The organism is Streptomyces sp. NPDC004111, from assembly GCF_042874215.1.
Classification (GTDB): domain Bacteria; phylum Actinomycetota; class Actinomycetes; order Streptomycetales; family Streptomycetaceae; genus Streptomyces.
In genome coordinates this window covers 93,337-110,586 of sequence record NZ_JBIAMU010000010.1, presented here as the reverse complement: position 1 = coordinate 110,586, position 17,250 = coordinate 93,337, and the positions used below count along the sequence as shown (strand labels likewise).

At 71.5% G+C, this 17,250-nt stretch carries 16 protein-coding genes and 1 pseudogene; 6 read left to right on the top strand and 11 right to left on the bottom strand.

What is annotated here, in order from left to right; genetic code table 11:
• Positions 1-20: 20 nt before the first annotated feature.
• From ACFYVL_RS20680 to ACFYVL_RS20670, 3 genes and pseudogenes are all read right to left on the bottom strand, one after another.
• A pseudogene (locus ACFYVL_RS20680) lies at positions 21-688 on the bottom strand (2-phosphosulfolactate phosphatase).
• Between the two features lie 384 nt (positions 689-1,072).
• Positions 1,073-1,861 (bottom strand): class I SAM-dependent DNA methyltransferase, encoded by a 789-nt coding sequence (locus tag ACFYVL_RS20675; RefSeq protein ID WP_389246778.1) that lies wholly within the window; start codon positions 1,859-1,861, stop codon positions 1,073-1,075.
• A gap of 143 nt (positions 1,862-2,004) precedes the next feature.
• Positions 2,005-3,423, bottom strand: a complete 1,419-nt coding sequence (locus tag ACFYVL_RS20670; RefSeq protein ID WP_389246776.1) for an amidase — start codon at positions 3,421-3,423, stop codon at positions 2,005-2,007.
• A 135-nt stretch (positions 3,424-3,558) separates the two neighbouring features.
• Here ACFYVL_RS20670 and ACFYVL_RS20665 point away from each other — a divergent pair, with 135 nt between their 5' ends.
• Both ACFYVL_RS20665 and ACFYVL_RS20660 read left to right on the top strand, forming a co-directional pair.
• Positions 3,559-4,281: a TetR/AcrR family transcriptional regulator gene (locus tag ACFYVL_RS20665; protein ID WP_389246774.1), complete on the top strand. Its 723-nt coding sequence runs from the start codon at positions 3,559-3,561 to the stop codon at positions 4,279-4,281.
• Positions 4,282-4,355: 74 nt separating this feature from the next.
• Positions 4,356-5,039 carry a flavodoxin family protein gene (locus ACFYVL_RS20660; protein WP_389246772.1) on the top strand — a complete coding sequence of 228 codons (684 nt, stop codon included), beginning with the start codon at positions 4,356-4,358 and terminating at the stop codon, positions 5,037-5,039.
• A gap of 33 nt (positions 5,040-5,072) precedes the next feature.
• Here ACFYVL_RS20660 and ACFYVL_RS20655 read toward each other — a convergent pair whose 3' ends face one another.
• Positions 5,073-6,239 carry a D-alanyl-D-alanine carboxypeptidase family protein gene (locus tag ACFYVL_RS20655; protein WP_389246770.1) on the bottom strand — a complete coding sequence of 389 codons (1,167 nt, stop codon included), beginning with the start codon at positions 6,237-6,239 and terminating at the stop codon, positions 5,073-5,075.
• Positions 6,240-7,032: 793 nt separating this feature from the next.
• Between ACFYVL_RS20655 and ACFYVL_RS20650 the strand changes: the two genes are divergently transcribed.
• Both ACFYVL_RS20650 and ACFYVL_RS20645 read left to right on the top strand, forming a co-directional pair.
• A complete protein-coding gene (locus ACFYVL_RS20650) occupies positions 7,033-8,049 on the top strand; it encodes a hypothetical protein (RefSeq protein ID WP_389247117.1) in 1,017 nt (338 codons plus the stop codon).
• A gap of 138 nt (positions 8,050-8,187) precedes the next feature.
• Entirely contained in the window at positions 8,188-8,433 is a 246-nt protein-coding gene (locus ACFYVL_RS20645; RefSeq protein WP_389246768.1) for a chaplin, read from the top strand.
• A 145-nt stretch (positions 8,434-8,578) separates the two neighbouring features.
• Here the strand turns inward: ACFYVL_RS20645 and ACFYVL_RS20640 are convergent, their stop codons facing one another.
• The 4 genes from ACFYVL_RS20640 to ACFYVL_RS20625 form a co-directional block, all read right to left on the bottom strand.
• A complete protein-coding gene (locus ACFYVL_RS20640) occupies positions 8,579-8,929 on the bottom strand; it encodes a DUF427 domain-containing protein (RefSeq protein ID WP_389246766.1) in 351 nt (116 codons plus the stop codon).
• Between the two features lie 158 nt (positions 8,930-9,087).
• A complete protein-coding gene (gene argG, locus ACFYVL_RS20635) occupies positions 9,088-10,533 on the bottom strand; it encodes an argininosuccinate synthase (protein WP_389246764.1) in 1,446 nt (481 codons plus the stop codon).
• A 42-nt stretch (positions 10,534-10,575) separates the two neighbouring features.
• Positions 10,576-10,995 carry a hypothetical protein gene (locus tag ACFYVL_RS20630; protein WP_389246762.1) on the bottom strand — a complete coding sequence of 140 codons (420 nt, stop codon included), beginning with the start codon at positions 10,993-10,995 and terminating at the stop codon, positions 10,576-10,578.
• Between the two features lie 5 nt (positions 10,996-11,000).
• The gene (locus ACFYVL_RS20625) at positions 11,001-12,125 is read right to left on the bottom strand and encodes an SDR family oxidoreductase (protein ID WP_389246760.1); all 1,125 of its coding nucleotides are present in this window, start codon (positions 12,123-12,125) and stop codon (positions 11,001-11,003) included.
• Positions 12,126-12,602: 477 nt separating this feature from the next.
• Between ACFYVL_RS20625 and ACFYVL_RS20620 the strand changes: the two genes are divergently transcribed.
• The gene (locus ACFYVL_RS20620; protein ID WP_389246758.1) at positions 12,603-13,736 is read left to right on the top strand and encodes a chitinase; all 1,134 of its coding nucleotides are present in this window, start codon (positions 12,603-12,605) and stop codon (positions 13,734-13,736) included.
• A gap of 146 nt (positions 13,737-13,882) precedes the next feature.
• Here ACFYVL_RS20620 and ACFYVL_RS20615 read toward each other — a convergent pair whose 3' ends face one another.
• Complete coding sequence (locus ACFYVL_RS20615; RefSeq protein WP_389246756.1) at positions 13,883-14,641, bottom strand: ANTAR domain-containing response regulator; 759 nt, start codon at positions 14,639-14,641, stop codon at positions 13,883-13,885.
• A gap of 166 nt (positions 14,642-14,807) precedes the next feature.
• On the opposite strand from ACFYVL_RS20615, the gene ACFYVL_RS20610 reads away from it, so the two are divergent.
• Complete coding sequence (locus ACFYVL_RS20610; protein WP_389246754.1) at positions 14,808-15,833, top strand: AraC family transcriptional regulator; 1,026 nt, start codon at positions 14,808-14,810, stop codon at positions 15,831-15,833.
• 85 nt (positions 15,834-15,918) lie between these two features.
• Here the strand turns inward: ACFYVL_RS20610 and ACFYVL_RS20605 are convergent, their stop codons facing one another.
• Both ACFYVL_RS20605 and ACFYVL_RS20600 read right to left on the bottom strand, forming a co-directional pair.
• The gene (locus tag ACFYVL_RS20605) at positions 15,919-16,599 is read right to left on the bottom strand and encodes a class F sortase (protein WP_389246751.1); all 681 of its coding nucleotides are present in this window, start codon (positions 16,597-16,599) and stop codon (positions 15,919-15,921) included.
• Between the two features lie 103 nt (positions 16,600-16,702).
• A complete protein-coding gene (locus tag ACFYVL_RS20600; protein WP_389246749.1) occupies positions 16,703-17,143 on the bottom strand; it encodes a hypothetical protein in 441 nt (146 codons plus the stop codon).
• Positions 17,144-17,250 lie beyond the last annotated feature (107 nt).

Genomic DNA, 17,250 nt, shown 5'->3' with positions numbered 1-17,250 from the left:
CGGGTCCCCGGGGCCCGGGGTCAGCTCCGCCGCAGGACCGTGAGCGAGTCCTCCTGGGTCGCCACCATGGCGAAGGAGAACCGGTCCAGCTCCAGGCAGAGCGCGACGTCGTCGGGATGGGTGCCCTGACGCACGCCCTCCGTCAGTTCGGCTGCGGCCCGCGACCCGGCGGCGCGGTCCAGGAACTCCGCCGCGTCCACCCCGTCCCCGGCGGCCCTGCGGGCGACGTACTGGGCGCACGCCAGGTCCTCATCGGCCCGCCCGTCCTCGCCGGTGACCACGAAGGTGACGTGTGCGCACCCGCGCGCCCGCAGGAGCCCGGCGGTCGCCTCCGCCACCACGAAGCTCGCACACAGCACCAGCGAAGCGTCCTTCACGGCGAGGGCGCCGACCGTCCCCGCCGTGGCTTCTGCACGACGGTCCGCCCGCCGAGGTCCAGGGAACGCAGCAGACCGGGCGAGTTGACGGCGTCGAACCCGGGTGCGGGCGGCCCGTCCTTGAGCGCGACCCAGTCCGGGTGACGCTCCTTGAGCGCCAGCGCCTCCTCCAGCGACCCGGCGAGCACGATCTTCTCCGCACCCCGGTCGAAGGCCCAGGCGGCCACCGTGTAGGCGCGCATGACGTCGACCACGACCGCCACGGAGGGGACTTCGGTCAGTTCACCGATACCGAGAAAACGAGCGTCCATCGGATCATGATCACCCATGACGGCCCCGGACCACCCGGCCGGTGACCGGAGTCACAGCACCGGTCCCGCACGGAAGCGCCCACCGCTCCGGCAGTCCCCACCGTCCCGGCAGCTTCGCCCGGATCACCGAACTGCCCCTTCCGGGAGGCCCGGTGACAGGCGAACGACGTCCGCAAGAGGGGTGGACCGCACGGCCGTGCGGCGGTTGAGCCTCACTGTGGAACTCAGTCCCTTTCAGTCCCTCTTCGTTCCCGAAACATGCCGTGACCTGCACCGATGTGCGAGGGACCGAAGCGGGACCGACGAGGGACCGAAGCGGGAAGAACCCAACTCGGTCGCTTTCGGCACCACTTCGGCCACCCTCGTCCCAATCCCACGCCCCCTTCATCCGCCCTGCGCCGCCTTCTCCCACACCGACACGTGCCGCCCGCTCTCGCTGGTGAAGGGCGCGCGGTCCCAGCCCTCCCAGCGGTCGCGCAGGCGCAGTCCGGCGAGCTGGGCCATCAGGTCGAGCTCGGCGGGCCAGACGTACCGGAAGGGGATCGAACGGTACGAGCCCCGGCCCTCGACGACCTCGACGTAGTTCGAACTCATGGCCTGGGTGGCGACGTCGTAGTGGTCGAACGCCCAGCGGGTCGGGGTGATGCGGAACGGTACCGCGTTCTGCCCCGGGGGCAGCAGCCGCAGGTCGGGGACGGCCACCTCGATCACGAAGGTGCCGCCGGGGGCGAGGTGGTCCGCCGCGTTGCGGAAACAGGCGACCTGCTCGGCCTGGGTGGTCAGGTTCATGATGGTGTTGTAGACGAGGTACGCGACGGTGAAGCCGCCCGGTGCGTGCTCCCCGTCCCCAGCCGCCCGCGCCGTGGCGAAGTCACCGATGGTCACGCCGATCGCCTCGCCGCCCGGCTTGGCACGCAGTTGGTCCACCATCGCGCGCGACAGGTCGATGCCGTGCACCGGAACACCGCGGCGGGCCAGCGGAAGGGCGATGCGTCCGGTGCCGATGCCGAATTCGAGGGCCGGGCCGTCCGCGGCGAGTCCCGCGAGGAGGTCGACGGTGGCTTCCACCTCCTCGGGCGCGAAGGCGCTCGATCCGGGGTCGTCGTACGTGGCCGCGACCGACGCCCCGAAGTAGCCGTCCTCCGGGTCGTCCTGGTTCTTCGATGAGTGCATCGCAGGACCGTACGTCGCCGCCCGAGCGGGCCGCATTCCCTTTTCGGGGAGGGTGGTTGGCCGCTCTTGAGGGGTGGTCGGCCTCTTCCGGGGAGGGCGAGTGGCCGCGCCCGGCACCCAATGCGCCGCTCAGCGAACCCCGTTCACCCCCGTGGGTCCACCGGCGTCAGCACGCCGAGCCGGTCCTCGACCGCCTGCGCCGCCGCCAGGCACAGGTCCTCGCGGAACGCGCGCCCGACGATCTGCACCCCGGTCGGCAGCCCGTCGGCCGTCCCCGTCGGTACGGCCACGGCCGGCACCCCGACGAAACTCGTCGCGCTGCACAGCCGCAGCCCCGCGGCGACCCGGTCCCGCCCCGCCCGGTCACGGGACTCCAGCCCCGGCTCGACGGGCGGTTCGGTGAACGAGGGGCCGAGCAACAACGGGTACGCGTCCAGGAATTCGGCCCAGGAGCGCCGGATTCCCAGCCAGCTCCCCCACAGCTTCACCAGCTCGTCCGCGTCGGCGGGCCGCGTCTGCTCCATGGCCATCGCGATGTACCGGTCACCGCCCTCGCCGAGCAGGGTGCGCACCACCGGCCAGGTCGGGGCGAACTCGGTCAGGGTGATCCGCCCGTACGCCTCCAGCGCCTCCGCCAGCCGTGGCACGTCGGGCACTTCGCACACCTCGTACCCGGCGTCGCGCAGCGCGTCCGCCGCCCGTTCGACGGCCGCGCGCACCGTGGGGTGCACGCCCTGCCCACCGGGGTCCGTCACGACGGCCACCCGCACCGGGCCGGGCAGCGCCTCTCCGTACAGCGGTACGGGTACGGCGCGGGGGTCGCGCGGGTCCGTACCGGCGAGGCTCTCGTACGCCAGCCGGAGGTCGGCGACGGTGCGCGCCAACGGGCCGTCCACGACGAGGAGTTGCGAGGCAGGGCCGGGGTCGTCGGGGCCCAGCACCCGATGGTCGGCGGGGAAGCGCCCGGTGGTCGGCTTCAGCGCGGCGACTCCGCAGAACTGTGCGGGGACCCGCACCGAGCCGCCGGAATCGTTGCCGAGACCCAGTGCGGCCATGCCGGTGGCGACGGCCACCGCGTCGCCCCCGCTGGAGCCGCCGGGGGTCAGACCCGCGTCCCACGGGTTGACCGTGTCGCCGTACAGCTCGCTGCGGGTGTGCATGCCCGCGAGGATCAGGGTGGGCAGGTTGGCGTGCCCGACGGGGACGGCTCCGGCGGCCCGCAGCCGGGCCACCGGCGGCGCGTCGGCCGCCGCCACCGCAGCACGGAACCGGGGCACCCCGAAGGTCGTGGCCACACCCGCGACGGGGGTGCTCTCCTTCACCGTGAACGGCACCCCGGCGAGCGGCCCCAGTTCCTCGCCCGCGGCCCGCCGCCGGTCCGTCTCCGCCGCGGCCTCGCGGGCCCCCTCGGCCAGCAGTTGGGTGACCGCGTTCACCCGGGGGTTGACCTCGGCGATCCGGTCCAGGTGGCTGTCGATCAGTTCGGCGGCGGAGACCTCCCCGCCGCGCACCGCCTTCGCCTGCTCGGCGGCCGACAGCTTCCACAGGGCGTCGTCGTGCATGGTTCTCTGCCTCTCCCGTCCGTAGTGATGCGCTTGCATCGGTACGCACCGTACCCCGTCAACCGATACGATCGCATCGGATAAACTCGGGCCCCGGAACTTCGGGACCCCAGGACCGCGGAAGGGCGGCGGAACATGCCCAAGCAGGTGGATCACGAGGGCCGGCGCCGCCTCATCGCCGAGGCCGTGTGCCGGCTCGCCGACGCGCGCGGGCTGGAGGGGGTGACTCTGCGCGACGTCGCGGCCGAGGCGGAGGTCTCGATGGGTGCGGTGCAGCGCTGCTTCCGCACCAAGGAGGAGATGCTCCTCTTCGCGCTCGGACACGTCGGCGACCGGATTGGCGAACGGGTACGGGCGAGTCTCCTGCGGAGCCCGGCCCAGTCGGCCGGGACCGCGCTGGGCCACGCGGCCACGGAGGTGTCGCTGCTGCGGGCGGAGCACCGCGCCGAGGCCCGGGTCTGGCTCGCCTTCGTCGCGCAGGCGGCGGTCAGCGAACCGCTCGCCAAGTCGCTGCGGGCGAACTACGCGGAGCTGGAGGAGATGTTCACCCGCCTGTTCACGGAGGCGGAGGCAGGGACGTCCGGGACGGGCGCGGCACCGGAGACGGCCGCGTCGCCCGGGACGGACGCGGCGGTGCCGACCGGGAGGGGCGGCGGGGCCGCACCGCCCGGCACCAGGGCGACAGCGGAGTCCGGGGCCGGGTCCGCGCGGCGCCGGGCCCGCACCCTCCTCGCCCTGGCGGACGGACTCACCACCCACGTCCTCGTCGGCCACCTCACCGCGTCCGAGGCCCAGGACATCCTCCACGCACACCTGCGCGACCTCTGGGAACGCACCCTGCGGCGGCCGACCCCGTAGCCGCGCCGCAGAGGAAACGGAGGCCGACGCCGGATACCGGAATAGACTCCGGTGGCAGGCGAGTTGGCCATGTCATGACCACCGAGACCAGTTCCACGGCCACCACCGACGCGGGCACCGGCACGGACACCGGCACCCCCACCGACCGCTCCTTCCTCTTCGTCCTCGGCAGCTCGCGTCCCGACGGCAACACCGAACTGCTCGCCCGCGCCGCCGCCGCGCAACTGCCCGCAGGCTTCGCCCAGAACTGGGTGGACCTCAACCGGCTCGCGCTGCCCGACTTCCAGGACGGCAGGCACGACGCCGAGAACTGGAGCTCCGGGGAGACCGAGGACATGCTGCGGGAGGCCACCCTCGCGGCGACCGACGTGGTGATCGCCTCACCCCTGTACTGGTACACCGTCTCCGCGCAGGTCAAGCGCTATCTCGACTACTGGTCCGGCTGGCTGACGGCGCCCGGCTCGGACTTCAAGGCGCGGATGACGGGCCGCCGGCTGTGGGCCGTCTCCGTCATGGCGCACAGCGAGCCGGAGGTGGCCGACGGCATGGTCGCCACGCTCCGGAACTCGGCCGCGTACATGGGCATGGGGTTCGGCGGTCTGCTGCTGGGCAGCGCCTCCCGGCCCGGTCAGATCCGGCAGGACGAGGAGGCGCTGCTCCGCGCGAAGACGTTCTTCCAGGGAGCGGCCCCGCTCGCCCGCTTCCCGTACGAGTCCCCGTACGAGTCCCCGCATGAGAAGGAGGAGGCCGCCGCCTGACGGCGGACGGCCCTGTCCGCGGCCCCGGGGCGGCTACCGGTTCGGCTGGTTGAGCGTACCGAGGACCCTGACGTGGCCGACCGACCTGAAGCCCCAGTCGAGCAGGGCGCGCGCCTCGCGGTAGACCGCGAGGCCGTTGCCCCGCTGGGGGTTGAGGACGGTGACGATCAGGGTCCGGTTGCCGCGTTTGGCCGCGGCGATGAGGGTGTTGCCCGCCTTGCTGGTGTAGCCGTTCTTGATGCCGATCAGCCCGGGGTAGCGGCCGACGCCGTTGGCCCCGGTGAGCAGGCGGTTGGTGTTCTGGATCGGGTACGAGGCGAGGTGGCTGCCGTTCGCCCGGGTGCTGCTGGGGAAGCGGGCGTGGGCGGTGGCGGCGAACTTCGCGAACTGGCCGTCCTTCAGCCCGGCCCGGCCGATGAGCGCGAGGTCGTACGCGGTGGAGTACTGGCCCTTGGCGTCGTAGCCGTCGGCGGTGACGACCCGGGTGTTGCGGGCACCCAGGGCGCGGGCCTTGGCCTGCATCTGGGAGACGGTCGACTTCCAGCCGCCGTTCATCGCGGCGAGCACGTGGACGGCGTCGTTGCCGGAGCGCAGGAAGGTGCCCCGCCACAGGTCGGCCGTCCGGTAGACCCGCCCGGCCTTCACCCCGACGACACTGCTGCCCTCGCCGACCCCGGCCAGGTCGGCCTTGCTGACCTTGCGCAGCGTGCCGCCGGGGACGCGGGGCAGGGCGGTCACCGCGAACAGGGCCTTGAGGGTGCTGGCGGGCGGCAGCCTGAGGTGCGGATGGTGCGCGGCGATGACATCACCGGTACGTGCGTCCGCGACGATCCAGCCCAGCGCGGAGACGGTGCGATTGGCGGAGACGGTACTGGCGGGGAGGCCGCCGGGCGCACCGGCGAGCGCACCGGGGGCTCCCTGGGCCCCTTGGACTCCTTGCGCCCCCTGGGGTTCCTGGACTGCTCCCTGCGCCTCTGGGACTGCCTGCGCTCCTCGGGCTCCCTGCGCTTCCCGGGCACCCGTGAGCGCGGGGGTCCGGGGGCCGGGTGCGGCTGCCGACGCCGGGCCGGAGACGGCCCCGGCCGGTGCCGCGAGCAGTCCGGCGGAGGCGGGCAGCACGAGCAGCAGGGCGACGGTGGTGGCGGTGGCCGTGGTGACGACTCGACAGGACGAGCTGCCTGACGCGGAGGTGACGGTCATTCAGCCACGGTAGGTGCGCCCGGACGGTTCGGCCGACCGGTATTGCGCCACCCGGGCCACAGGGGCCGAAAGCAGGACGGACTACCGCATCTCCCACCCCGCCCGCACCACCTGCCGCACCACCTGGCGCGCGGCCTCCGCGCACCGCACGGCTGCCCGGTCCCGTGGAGGGTTCCCCGGGACCGGGCCCTCGGGCACCGCCGGGTGACTTCCCGGCGGGAACCTTCCGGCCCCGGTTCAGTTCGGGACCGGTCCCGGTTAGGTTCTGCCCATGAGTTCTGCCCATGACTGGCCGCCGCGACGGTGAAGCTCTTCGCCGGGCGCGGCTCGGACACGGCGGCCTTCAGGGAGGTCACCGACGGGACCGGGACGGCGCCCGGATCCGGTCGAACCGGGCCGGCTGACGAAAGTCGAGCGGGGCGGAGTGAACGCCGGGCTGTACCCGACCTTCGGCAGTCCGGCGTTCTGCGGCACCACGCACAGCCTGCTCCACCAGCGGAACCACGCCCGGCCCGGCGTACCGGCCGAGGAACACGGCATGCGGACGGCCAGGCCGAAGGCGGCCCGGGGCACCGGCACGCCGCCGCCCCTCCGGCTGCCGCGCCCCGACCTCCCGGTCGGCAGCGCTTCACACGGAGCACCACCCACTCCCGAGCCGACCGAGTATCCGGAATCGCCCGAGAACACGGGAACCGGCCAAGGAACCGAACCGGCCAAGGAACCGAACCGGTCAAGGAACCGAACCGCCCGAGAAGGCGGAACCCGCCCGCCACACCGACGGAAAGTGACCGACATGCGCGCACGCGGCATCAACTACGACACCGGTTTCCTCCCCGGGGAGGAACTCTCCCGCAAGGTCCTCACACCGGAGGCCGTCCGGCACGACATGGCGGTGATCTCCGGCGCACTGCACTGCGACGCCGTCCGCATCAGCGGACGCGATCCCGAACGCCTCGACACCGCAGCCCGGTTGGCGGCCGAGGCCGGACTCGAAGTCTGGTACGCGCCCTTCCCGGTGGATCTGCCCTCCGACGCACTGCTCCCCTTCTTCGCCGACTGCGCCCGCCGCGCCGAGGCCCTGCGCCACTCCGCGCAGATACGCCGCTCCGGCGCCGAGGTGGTCTTCGTGGCGGGCTGCGAACTCAGCCTGTTCGGGCACGACTTCATACCCGGCGCGAGCTACGGCGACCGGCTGCGGGTGATGGCCGACGCGGACTACGAGTGGTGGACCTCCCTCGGCCCGGTCCGCAAGCGGCTCAGCGCGTTCCTCGCCGAGGTGGCCGGCACCGTCCGCGCCCACTTCGGCGGGCGTCTCACGTACGCCGCGGGCCCCTGGGAGCACATCGACTGGAGCCCGTTCGACCTGGTGGGCACCGACGCCTACCGGGCCTCGTACAACAAGGACGCCTTCCACGACGAACTGCGCGGCCACTTCGCGCACGGCAAGCCGGTGGCGGTGACCGAGTACGGCACCTGCCCCTACCAGGGCGCGGGCGAGCGCGGCGGCACCGCGTGGCAGGTGCCGGACGGCGCGGTCGCCGACGAGGGCGAACAGGTCCGCTACTTCAACGAACTCCTGGACGCCTTCGAGGAGGTGGGGGTGGACAGCTCGTTCTGGTTCACCTTCGCCGGCTACGGCAGGACCGACGGCGACGCGGACCTCGGCTCGTACGGGGTGGTCCGGGTGCGGGAAGGGGAGAGCGAGCGCTGGGAGCCGAGGGAGGTTTTCCACGCGATGGCCCGCAGGTACCAGCGGACCGGCCAGACCAATCAGGACAAGCGGCGCGAGCCGGACGGTACGGAGCGCTGAGCCGGACCCCCACGCGCCGCTCGAACACATCCGCCTTCAACTATGTCGCCAAACGGCGTGTCCTCCGGGGGACTTCGACCGTTCTTCCCTGTGTGCTGCGGCTGGCTGGCCGCAGGAATATCCAGTGAGGAACCCCCAATGCGCAAGCTCAACAAGGCCGTTGCCGTCACGATGATCGCCGGTGGCATGATCGCCGCGGGCGCCGGTGCCGCCTCCGCCCACAGCGGTGCGGACGCCAACGGCAAGGCCACCAACTCCCCCGGCGTCGCGTCCGGCAACCTGGTGCAGGTCCCGGTCCACGTCCCGGTGAACCTGACCGGCAACTCGGTCAACGTCATCGGCGTGCTGAACCCGGCCTTCGGCAACGAGTCGTCGAACGTCTGACAGCAGGCATGACGGAGGGCCTCCCGGTATCCGACCGGGAGGCCCTCCTTCCGTTTTCCCTCGGCAGGACCTCCCGTTTACCCCCGGCAGGCCCTTGCGTTTCGCCTCGGCCGGCCCGCTCCGTCTCCGGGACGGACCGCAGCCCCTACTCCCCCGCCACGACCTCCGTGTCGTAGAAGCAGAAGTGCCCCTTGATCGCGGCGACTTCGGACAGCGGCTCCTGATACGCCCACACCAGATCGGCCTTGCCGGGCACCGACCAGTACGACGCGTCGCCCTTGAAGGGACAGTGGGTCGTGGTGTCGGACGCGGTCAGCAGCTCGGTGCGGACGTCCTCGGGCGGCAGGTAGTAGCGGACCGGCAGCCCGGTCTCGCGCAGCAGAAGGGGACGGCGGCTCTCCGCGAGAACCTGCCCGTCCCGCACGACACGCACATGCGTCGAGCCCTGCTCGACGGTGATCCGGTGGCCCTTGCTCGCTCCGTGCTGAGATGTCATACGGAGTACAGCGGCCGGTAGAGCACATTTCTTCCCGGCCGCCGCACCACGGATCACACCCCCGGGTCACGCACGGGGTCACCTTCCCGGGCCACGCCGCAGACCCGCCGCCCGCACCCCGACCCGTCCCACTCCGTACCAGTACGCCCTGGTCCTTCCTAGTCCGTACCGAACTCCATGGCCGCGCGGTCCAGCATCTCGTCGTCGCCGGAGACCTCGCCGCGCGAGGCGATGGCCTCCGCGCCGCCCTCCGGCATGCTGCCGATCAGGCCCGTCGCGGCGGCCTGGGCGGCGCCGATGGCGGGGTTGCTGCTGCCGATCAGGCCAAGGCCCGCGTACTGCTCCAGCTTGGCGCGGGAGTCGGCGATGTCGAGGTTGCGCATGGTGAGCTGACCGATCCGGTCCACCGGGCCGAACGCCGAGTCCTCGGTGCGCTCCATGGACAGCTTGTCCGGGTGGTAGCTGAACGCCGGACCCGTGGTGTTGAGGATCGAGTAGTCCTCGCCGCGCCGCAGCCGCAGGGTGACCTCTCCGGTGACGGCGGCGCCGACCCAGCGCTGGAGCGACTCGCGCACCATCAGCGCCTGCGGGTCCAGCCAGCGGCCCTCGTACATGAGCCGGCCGAGCCGCCGGCCCTCGTTGTGGTACTGGGCGAGGGTGTCCTCGTTGTGGATGGCGTTGACGAGGCGCTCGTACGCCGCGTGCAGCAGGGCCATGCCCGGGGCCTCGTAGATGCCCCGGCTCTTGGCCTCGATGATCCGGTTCTCGATCTGGTCCGACATGCCCATGCCGTGCCGGCCACCGATGGCGTTGGCCTCCATCACCAGGTCGACGGCGGAGGCGAACTCCTTGCCGTTGATGGTGACGGGGCGGCCCTGGTCGAAGCCGATCGTGACGTCCTCGGTGGGGATCTCCACCGACGGGTCCCAGAACCGCACGCCCATGATCGGCTCGACGGTCTCGACACCGGTGTCGAGGTGTTCGAGGGTCTTGGCCTCGTGGGTGGCGCCCCAGATGTTGGCGTCGGTGGAGTACGCCTTCTCCGTGCTGTCGCGGTACGGCAGGTCGTGGGCGACCAGCCACTCCGACATCTCCTTGCGGCCGCCGAGCTCGGTCACGAAGTCCGCGTCGAGCCAGGGCTTGTAGATCCGCAGGTGCGGGTTGGCGAGCAGCCCGTAGCGGTAGAACCGCTCGATGTCGTTGCCCTTGAAGGTCGATCCGTCGCCCCAGATCTGGACGTTGTCCTCCAGCATCGCCCGCACCAGCAGGGTGCCGGTGACGGCGCGTCCCAGCGGGGTGGTGTTGAAGTACGCCCGCCCGCCGGAGCGGATGTGGAACGCGCCGCAGGTCAGCGCCGCCAGCCCTTCCTCGACAAGCGCCGCCCGGCAGTCGACGAGGCGCGCGACCTCGGCACCGTACGCCTTGGCGCGGCCGGGCACCGAGGCGATGTCGGGCTCGTCGTACTGGCCGATGTCGGCGGTGTAGGTGCAGGGGACGGCACCCTTGTCGCGCATCCAGGCGACGGCGACGGAGGTGTCGAGCCCGCCGGAGAAGGCGATGCCGACGCGCTCGCCGGCCGGAAGGGAAGTGAGAACCTTGGACATAGGAAGATTATGCATGATCCCGCATGGTCATGCAAAGAGGATTCAGGAGGTCTTTCGTTCGCCCCTTCCCCCGAAGGTGAGCAGGAGCAGCACGAGCGGAACCGCGACACCCAGCCCCAGCAGCCCCAGCAGCAGATTCGCGTCGGCGAGGGAGGTGTGCGCGGCGAGGTGGGAGCGGAACCGGAGGTGGATGAGGAAGTGGGCGATCGACCAGACCGCGTACGCACCCAGGGCGCTGCGGACGAGCACGGGGTGCAGGGTCACGGCGGCGGCACCGAGCGGGACGGCGACGGCGAGGTTCATCGCGCCGACGTCCAGCATCAGGTGCGGGTTGTAGGCCATGCCCATGCCGACCCAGGACCACCCGAAGAAGCCCTCGGGCGAGATGAGGACGTAGCCGCCGAGGACGAGGGAGAGCAGCGAGAGGAGTCCGAGCCCACCCCGCACCCAACGGGCCCGCACGCCACTCACTTCTCCGCCCCCGGGCCACGGACGCCACGCACCCGCCCCGCCGCCTTGCCCTTGCCCTGCCTGTTGCCCCTCTCCCTCTCCCTCTCCCGTGCGACGAAGTCGTCGAAGGTGGTCGTGCCGACGCGGTGGTCCGGGACGAGGTTGGCGCCGCTGGCGAATCCGCGTGCGATCCCGCCCGGCACACGGAGGCAGACCACGCGCCGCCGTCGCCCGTACGCCCGGTCGTACGTCGCCGCGAGATCGCGTATGTCCCGCACCTGCGGCCCGCCCATGTCGGGCACCTTCCCGGCCGGCTCGCCCAGCGCGAGACCGGCCAGCCGCGCGGCGACGTCGCGGACGTCGACCGGCTGGAACCGGAATCCCTTGACCGCCAGCGTCACCGGCAGCCACCGCTGGTACGCGAAGACCGTCGCGAGCAGGTCGTGGAACTGCGTGGCCCGCAGTATCGACCAGGGCAGCCCCGATTCCATGACCAGCCGCTCGGCGGCGAGCTTGGCGCGGTAGTAGGGAAGCGGAATGGCGTCGATGCCGACGATCGAGATGTAGACGAGGTGCGGACGACCGCCGGAGCGCCGGACGGCGTCGATGAGGTTCCGGGTGGCGAGGACGTCGTCCTTGCCGTTCATGGAGGCACAGTGCACGATCGCCCGCACGCCCCGGACGGCGGCGTCCACCCCGTCCCCGTTCAGGAGATCACCGACCAGGTGGCGGTACGGGGTACCGGGCAGGCCGACGGGAGGCTCGTTGGCTCCGGAGGGGCGTCCGGCGGACGGGTCGGGAGCCCCGGAAGTCCCGGAAGTCCCGGAACCGAGCCGGGAAGCCGACACCCCCGACGGCAACGGGCGCCGACTCAGCACCCGAATCTCCCGCTCCCCGTCCACCTCCACCCCAGCGTCCGCCGCTTCCGCCGCGACTGCCGCACCCTCTGCATCCGCACCCGCCTCCGCCACGCCTGTCGCGCCCTCCACACCCGCACCCGCACCCGCACCCGCACCCGCCACGCCTGCGGCACCCCCCGCGCCCACCTCAGCCGCGACTGCGGCACCTTCCCCCTCCACCAGACAACGCACCACCGCGCGCCCCAACGTTCCCGTACCGCCGGTCACCAGGATTGCCTGCATGACGACCGCTCCCTCTCGACATCGCCGGGGACCTCGGATCCGAAATCCGGATCCGGCTCCCGCACCTCTGACTCCATGACGTATGTCGAACAGAGCAGCACCCGAAAACGTGACAGCCCGAGCTCAGAAACTCCGCGCCCCGCCCGAGATCACAGAAAGCCCCACACAAAGCCCCCCGAAGCACCGACCCAGCAGACCACCCCAACCCCACCCCCAACACCAGCTCCTATCCCATCCCCACCCCACCCCACCCCGCTGAGCCATCCCTGGACGACATACCTGAATGACATGCCCCCAACCTGGTCCAGACCTCTTGACCATTGGTCTGGACCTCCCTAGCGTGTGGGCCCATCACACCGCTGCACCACCCGTCCCCGCACCACGCTTCCACAGCCACAGGGCCACCCGGCGCTCCGTCCTTCCCCGCCCGCTCCCCTCCCCGCGTCTCCCGGTCCCCACCCAGGAGGTCTCCCCCGCATGCCCCCACGCACCCGTACCACCTCCTCCCCGCACCCCCGTCCCTCTCGTTCCCGACTGCTGCAGGCAGCCCTGGCCGCCGCTCTGGCCGTACCGCTGACCATCGCAGCAGCGCCCAACTCCCCGCTCACCAAGACCACTTCCGCCACCTCACCCACACCCATCAAGGCCGCCGCGGACACCTGTCCGGTCAAGTCCAAACCCACGGGCAAGGTCCTCCAGGGCTACTGGGAGAACTGGGACGGCGCCGCGAACGGGGTCCACCCGCCCTTCGGCTGGACCCCGATCACCGATCCGCGCATCACCCAGCACGGCTACAACGTCATCAACGCGGCGTTCCCGGTGATCCGTTCAGACGGCACGGCCCTGTGGGAAGACGGCATGGACGCCACCGTCAAGGTCGCGACCCCGGCAGAAATGTGCCAGGCCAAGGCGTCCGGAATCACCACGCTGCTGTCGATCGGCGGCGCGACGGCCGGCATCGATCTCAACTCCACGGCGGTGGCGGACAAGTTCATCGCGACGATCGTCCCGATCCTGAAGAAGTACAACTTCGACGGGATCGACATCGACATCGAAACGGGCCTCGTCGGCGGCGGGAGCATCACCCAGCTCTCCACCTCCCAGTCCAACCTCATCCGCATCATCGACGGCGTCCTCGCCCAGATGCCCTCCAACTTCGGCCTCACCATGGCCCCCGAAACCGCCTACGTCACCGGCGGCAGCGTCGTCTACGGCTCCATCTGGGGCGCCTACCTCCCCATCATCAAGAAGTACGCCGACAACGGCCGCCTCTGGTGGCTCAACATGCAGTACTACAACGGCAGCATGTACGGCTGCTCCGGCGACTCCTACTCCGCCGGCACCGTCCAGGGCTTCACCAAACAAACCGACTGCCTCAACAAGGGCCTCGTCATCCAGGGCACCACCATCAAAGTCCCCTACGACAAACAGGTCCCCGGCCTCCCCGCCCAACCCGGCGCAGGCGGCGGCCACATGAGCCCCTCCCTCGTCGCCCAGGCCTGGAACACCTACAACAACCAGCTCAAGGGCCTCATGACCTGGTCCCTCAACTGGGACGGCTCCAAGAACTGGACCTTCGGCAACAACGTCAAAACCCTCCAGGGCCGCTAACCCCTCCCAACCCACCCCCGCGCCCCTCCCCCGCGCGGGACCACACCCCCGTGGGCCGTTCCCCTTCCCCACCACCGGAACGGCCCACCGGCATGCCACCACCTGGTGGTCGTGCCTTCACCCGTGGTGCGGTCGGGGGGCCGGGGTCAGTGTGTGGGTGGGGTTTGGGGGGTGGGGAGTTGGCGAAGCGTTTCCGTGCCGTCGATGACGTGGCGGCAGAGGTCCGCCAGTTTGCGCTGGTGTGAGCGGGCGTGGTCGCGCAGGGCGATGAAGGCCTCGTCGGGGGTGCAGTGCCAGCGCTCGGCCAGGACGCCCTTGGCCTGCTCGATCACCACCCGGGAGACAAGTGCCTCCCGCATCTGGGCGTTCTCCTTCGCCAACTCCCGCAGGCGCAGGTGCAGGCCGATGGTGTGCGCGGCGCCGTAGAGGGACTGCGCGGCGGACGGGTCCAGCGGTTCGGGATGCAGCCGGTAGTGCACCAGGGCGCCCAGGACCTGCCGTTCGCCGGGCGGCTCGACCAGGTCCGCCGTCCCGGTCAGCGGCAGGGCGGTGACCCGTAGGTCCCGCCCGTCGGCGACTCCGGGCAGAACCACGTCGTGCGCCGGAATGCCCGCCAACGCCGCCCGGGTGAGGTCGCCGCACTGCTCTGCCCGGTCGTCCTTCGAGGACCTCTTGTGGCCGCGCGGGCCGTCGTCGGGGAGCGTCTCGGGCTGCAGGTAATGGAGCGCTCGGGCCGGTTCGGTCGCGTTCACCACCTTCCAGGGCCTGGGCAGCACCAGAGCGACATGCGGCTCCTCCCCGTGCACGGCCATCTCCCGCCTCAGCTGGGACAGCAGGTGTGCCTCGGGGCCTTCTGCTTTTTCCGGGCGCGGCACGGCCGCCCGCAGGGCATGAGTTTCTTCCACCTTTTCAGTGAATTCCCGCTCCAGCACCCAACTCCATCCGTTTCGCACCATGCTTGTCCACATAGCGCAGAGGTCATCACGTGGGTCCTCATCGCGCGGGCCTCACGGCGCGGTCCTCACGCCGTGGTCCTTCGCGGCGCAGTCGTCCGGGTGGCAGGAGCTGAAATTGGTAGATACACAGAGTGCACCGGGTGCCGGGGCCGACACGGCGTCGCACGACGCGGATGCGCCGCTGTGGCTGCGCTCCCGCGACATGGAGGAGGCGCGGGAGCTGTTCCGCAACCTCCTCGGGTTCGCCTCGGTCTGCGATCCCAGGCACACCGATCAGTCGAACTTCGACTTACAGGTGCGGGCGACCTCCGTGGCCCCTGTCTACGTCGGCAGCTTCAGCTCACGCACCGAAATGACCGTGTACACACCCGACTTGCAGGACCGCTACGCCTTCGCCCTGCCCCACCGGGGCATCCTCACGGTGGAGCAGCGCGGGGACACCGTCGGGCTCCGCCCGGACGCCGGCGCGATGTGTGCCACGGAGCCCGACGGCGTCGTCGGCGCACGGTTCTCCCCGCAGAGCGGGTTCTTCGCCGTCTACATCGACCACCACACCGTCGCGCGGGAGCTGGAGGAGGAGCTGGGGCACTCCGTGCAGCAGTACCTGCGCTTCCCCGACCTCGGCCTCGACTACCGGACACCGGGACTGCAACTCTTCCACCAGATGGCCCAGTTGATCGGCACCGAGATCGAGAATCCCGGCGGACTGCTCAAGCACCCTTCGGTGGCGAAGCGGATGGGTGCCGCTCTGGTCAGCACGATGCTGCACAGCGTGCCGCACCAGTACTCCGAGGCCCTCAGCAACAGCGCGCGTCCCGGCCCGGCACCGGTGCGCCGGGTCACCGACGCCATGCACGCCGACCCGGCGCACCCCTTCACCCAAACCGAACTGGCCGGCATCGCCGGCGTTCCGCTGCGCTCCTTGCAGAACGCCTTCCGCGCCCATCACGGCCAGCCGTTGATGACCTATCTGCGCAACCTGCGGCTGGACCGCACCCACGCCGATCTGCACAGCGAACAGCCGCCCGGCACCACCGTGGCGGAGATCGCCGTGCGCTGGGGCTTCTTCCACCACAGCCGCTTCTCCGCCTACTACAAGCAGCGCTTCGGGGTCCTCCCCTCGCAGGACCGGCCGCGCTGACGGTGGGCGGAGGGCGGAGGGCGGAGGGTAAAACAGAGGCGGTCCGCCGTACCGGGCCGGGGCGGTCCGGGCGGCCCTGTGGGGGTCAGGCCCTGCCGGTGAGGTGGGCGTAGACGACGACGTTCCCGAGGTAGCGGCCCGCCTTCTTGTCGTAGCCGCCGCCGCAGGTGATCAGGCGCAGCTGCGGGGTGGTGGAGGGGCCGTACACCTTGGTGTCGGGGAAGTCGTCGGCGGCGTAGACCTCCACCGCGTCGACGGTGAACACGGCCGTGATCCCGTCGGTGCGCGGTACCTGGACCGTGTCCCCCTTGTTGAGGGAGCCCAGCGCGTAGAAGACCGCCGGGCCGATCGCGGTGTCGACGTGGCCGCCGAGGATCGCGGTGCCGGAGGCTCCGGGGGATGTGCCCTCCTGGTACCAGCCCGCGAGATTGCGCTCGCTGTCCGGAGGTGCGGCCAGCCGTCCGTCGTCGTCCAGGTTCAGGCCCATCAGCGGGGCGTCCACCTTGATCTGCGGGATGACGACGCGGACGGGGTCCGCCGCCGGCAGCGGTGCCTGGGCGTGGTTGCGGGCCGCCGCCCCGGCCTGCTCGGTGCCGAACGCCTGCGCGGCGCCGGGCTGCGGCGGCGGCCCGGCCGGCTGCTGGTCGCCGAGGAGCGTGAGGCCCCAGTAGAGGACGACGAGGGCGAGGACGGTACGGGCGGCGCGGTCGACTCGGGTACGGAATCCGGGTGGGGCGTGGTCCACTGCCTGCCTGCTCTCGTCCACGGGTACGCGTGTGGGGTGGGGTGAACCGGGTGGTGGCCGGGGGTCCGGCGGGAATGCCGCCGGGCCCCCGGCCGCCGCCCGGTCCGACCCGGGAGGGCGCCGCTCAGGCCTGGCTGTCGCCTCGGCGCCGGCCCTTCATCAGTACGGCTGCCGCCAGCACCCCGGCGGCTCCGAGGCCCAGGGCGATCGGTGTGGCGCTGCCGTCGCTGGATCCGCCGGTCCCGGTGTGCATGGCTCCGCGGGGGTGCGTGTTGTGCGAGGGGTTCATCGTGGTGTCGCCGCAGATCCGCTGGGCCTCGGAGGCTGCCGAGTCGGACTTCTGCTTGAGCTGGTCGACGTTGTCCTGCTCGGCCTTGCCCGGGTGTCCGCCGCCGTCGACCTGCTTCTGATAGTCCGCGAGGGCAGCCTTGTACGCGGACTCCGCCTCCATCGCCGCAGCGGTGGCGGGGTCGCACTGGGTGTCGGCGGCCGAGGCCAGCGGGGCGGTGAACAGCAGGGCGGTGCTGGCCAGGGCGGTACCGGTGGCTATCTTCAGCGAACGCATCAGGCTTCCTCCAAGGACAGCGGCGACCGCACACGATGTGCCGCCGATGAAACCGCCGTCCCTCCGAAGCAACCCGCTCCGGGCACCGCACGCAGAACCGCACGTGC

What these genes read in the sequence shown, in the direction of transcription:
- ACFYVL_RS20675 (WP_389246778.1), bottom strand. Translation starts at nt 1,861, where the DNA reads ATGCACTCATCGAAGAACCAGGACGACCCGGAGGACGGCTACTTCGGG.
- ACFYVL_RS20670 (WP_389246776.1), bottom strand. Translation starts at nt 3,423, where the DNA reads ATGCACGACGACGCCCTGTGGAAGCTGTCGGCCGCCGAGCAGGCGAAG.
- ACFYVL_RS20665 (WP_389246774.1), top strand. Translation starts at nt 3,559, where the DNA reads ATGCCCAAGCAGGTGGATCACGAGGGCCGGCGCCGCCTCATCGCCGAG.
- ACFYVL_RS20660 (WP_389246772.1), top strand. Translation starts at nt 4,356, where the DNA reads ATGACCACCGAGACCAGTTCCACGGCCACCACCGACGCGGGCACCGGC.
- ACFYVL_RS20655 (WP_389246770.1), bottom strand. Translation starts at nt 6,239, where the DNA reads ATGACCGTCACCTCCGCGTCAGGCAGCTCGTCCTGTCGAGTCGTCACC.
- ACFYVL_RS20650 (WP_389247117.1), top strand. Translation starts at nt 7,033, where the DNA reads ATGCGCGCACGCGGCATCAACTACGACACCGGTTTCCTCCCCGGGGAG.
- ACFYVL_RS20645 (WP_389246768.1), top strand. Translation starts at nt 8,188, where the DNA reads ATGCGCAAGCTCAACAAGGCCGTTGCCGTCACGATGATCGCCGGTGGC.
- ACFYVL_RS20640 (WP_389246766.1), bottom strand. Translation starts at nt 8,929, where the DNA reads ATGACATCTCAGCACGGAGCGAGCAAGGGCCACCGGATCACCGTCGAG.
- argG (WP_389246764.1), bottom strand. Translation starts at nt 10,533, where the DNA reads ATGTCCAAGGTTCTCACTTCCCTTCCGGCCGGCGAGCGCGTCGGCATC.
- ACFYVL_RS20625 (WP_389246760.1), bottom strand. Translation starts at nt 12,125, where the DNA reads ATGCAGGCAATCCTGGTGACCGGCGGTACGGGAACGTTGGGGCGCGCG.
- ACFYVL_RS20620 (WP_389246758.1), top strand. Translation starts at nt 12,603, where the DNA reads ATGCCCCCACGCACCCGTACCACCTCCTCCCCGCACCCCCGTCCCTCT.
- ACFYVL_RS20600 (WP_389246749.1), bottom strand. Translation starts at nt 17,143, where the DNA reads ATGCGTTCGCTGAAGATAGCCACCGGTACCGCCCTGGCCAGCACCGCC.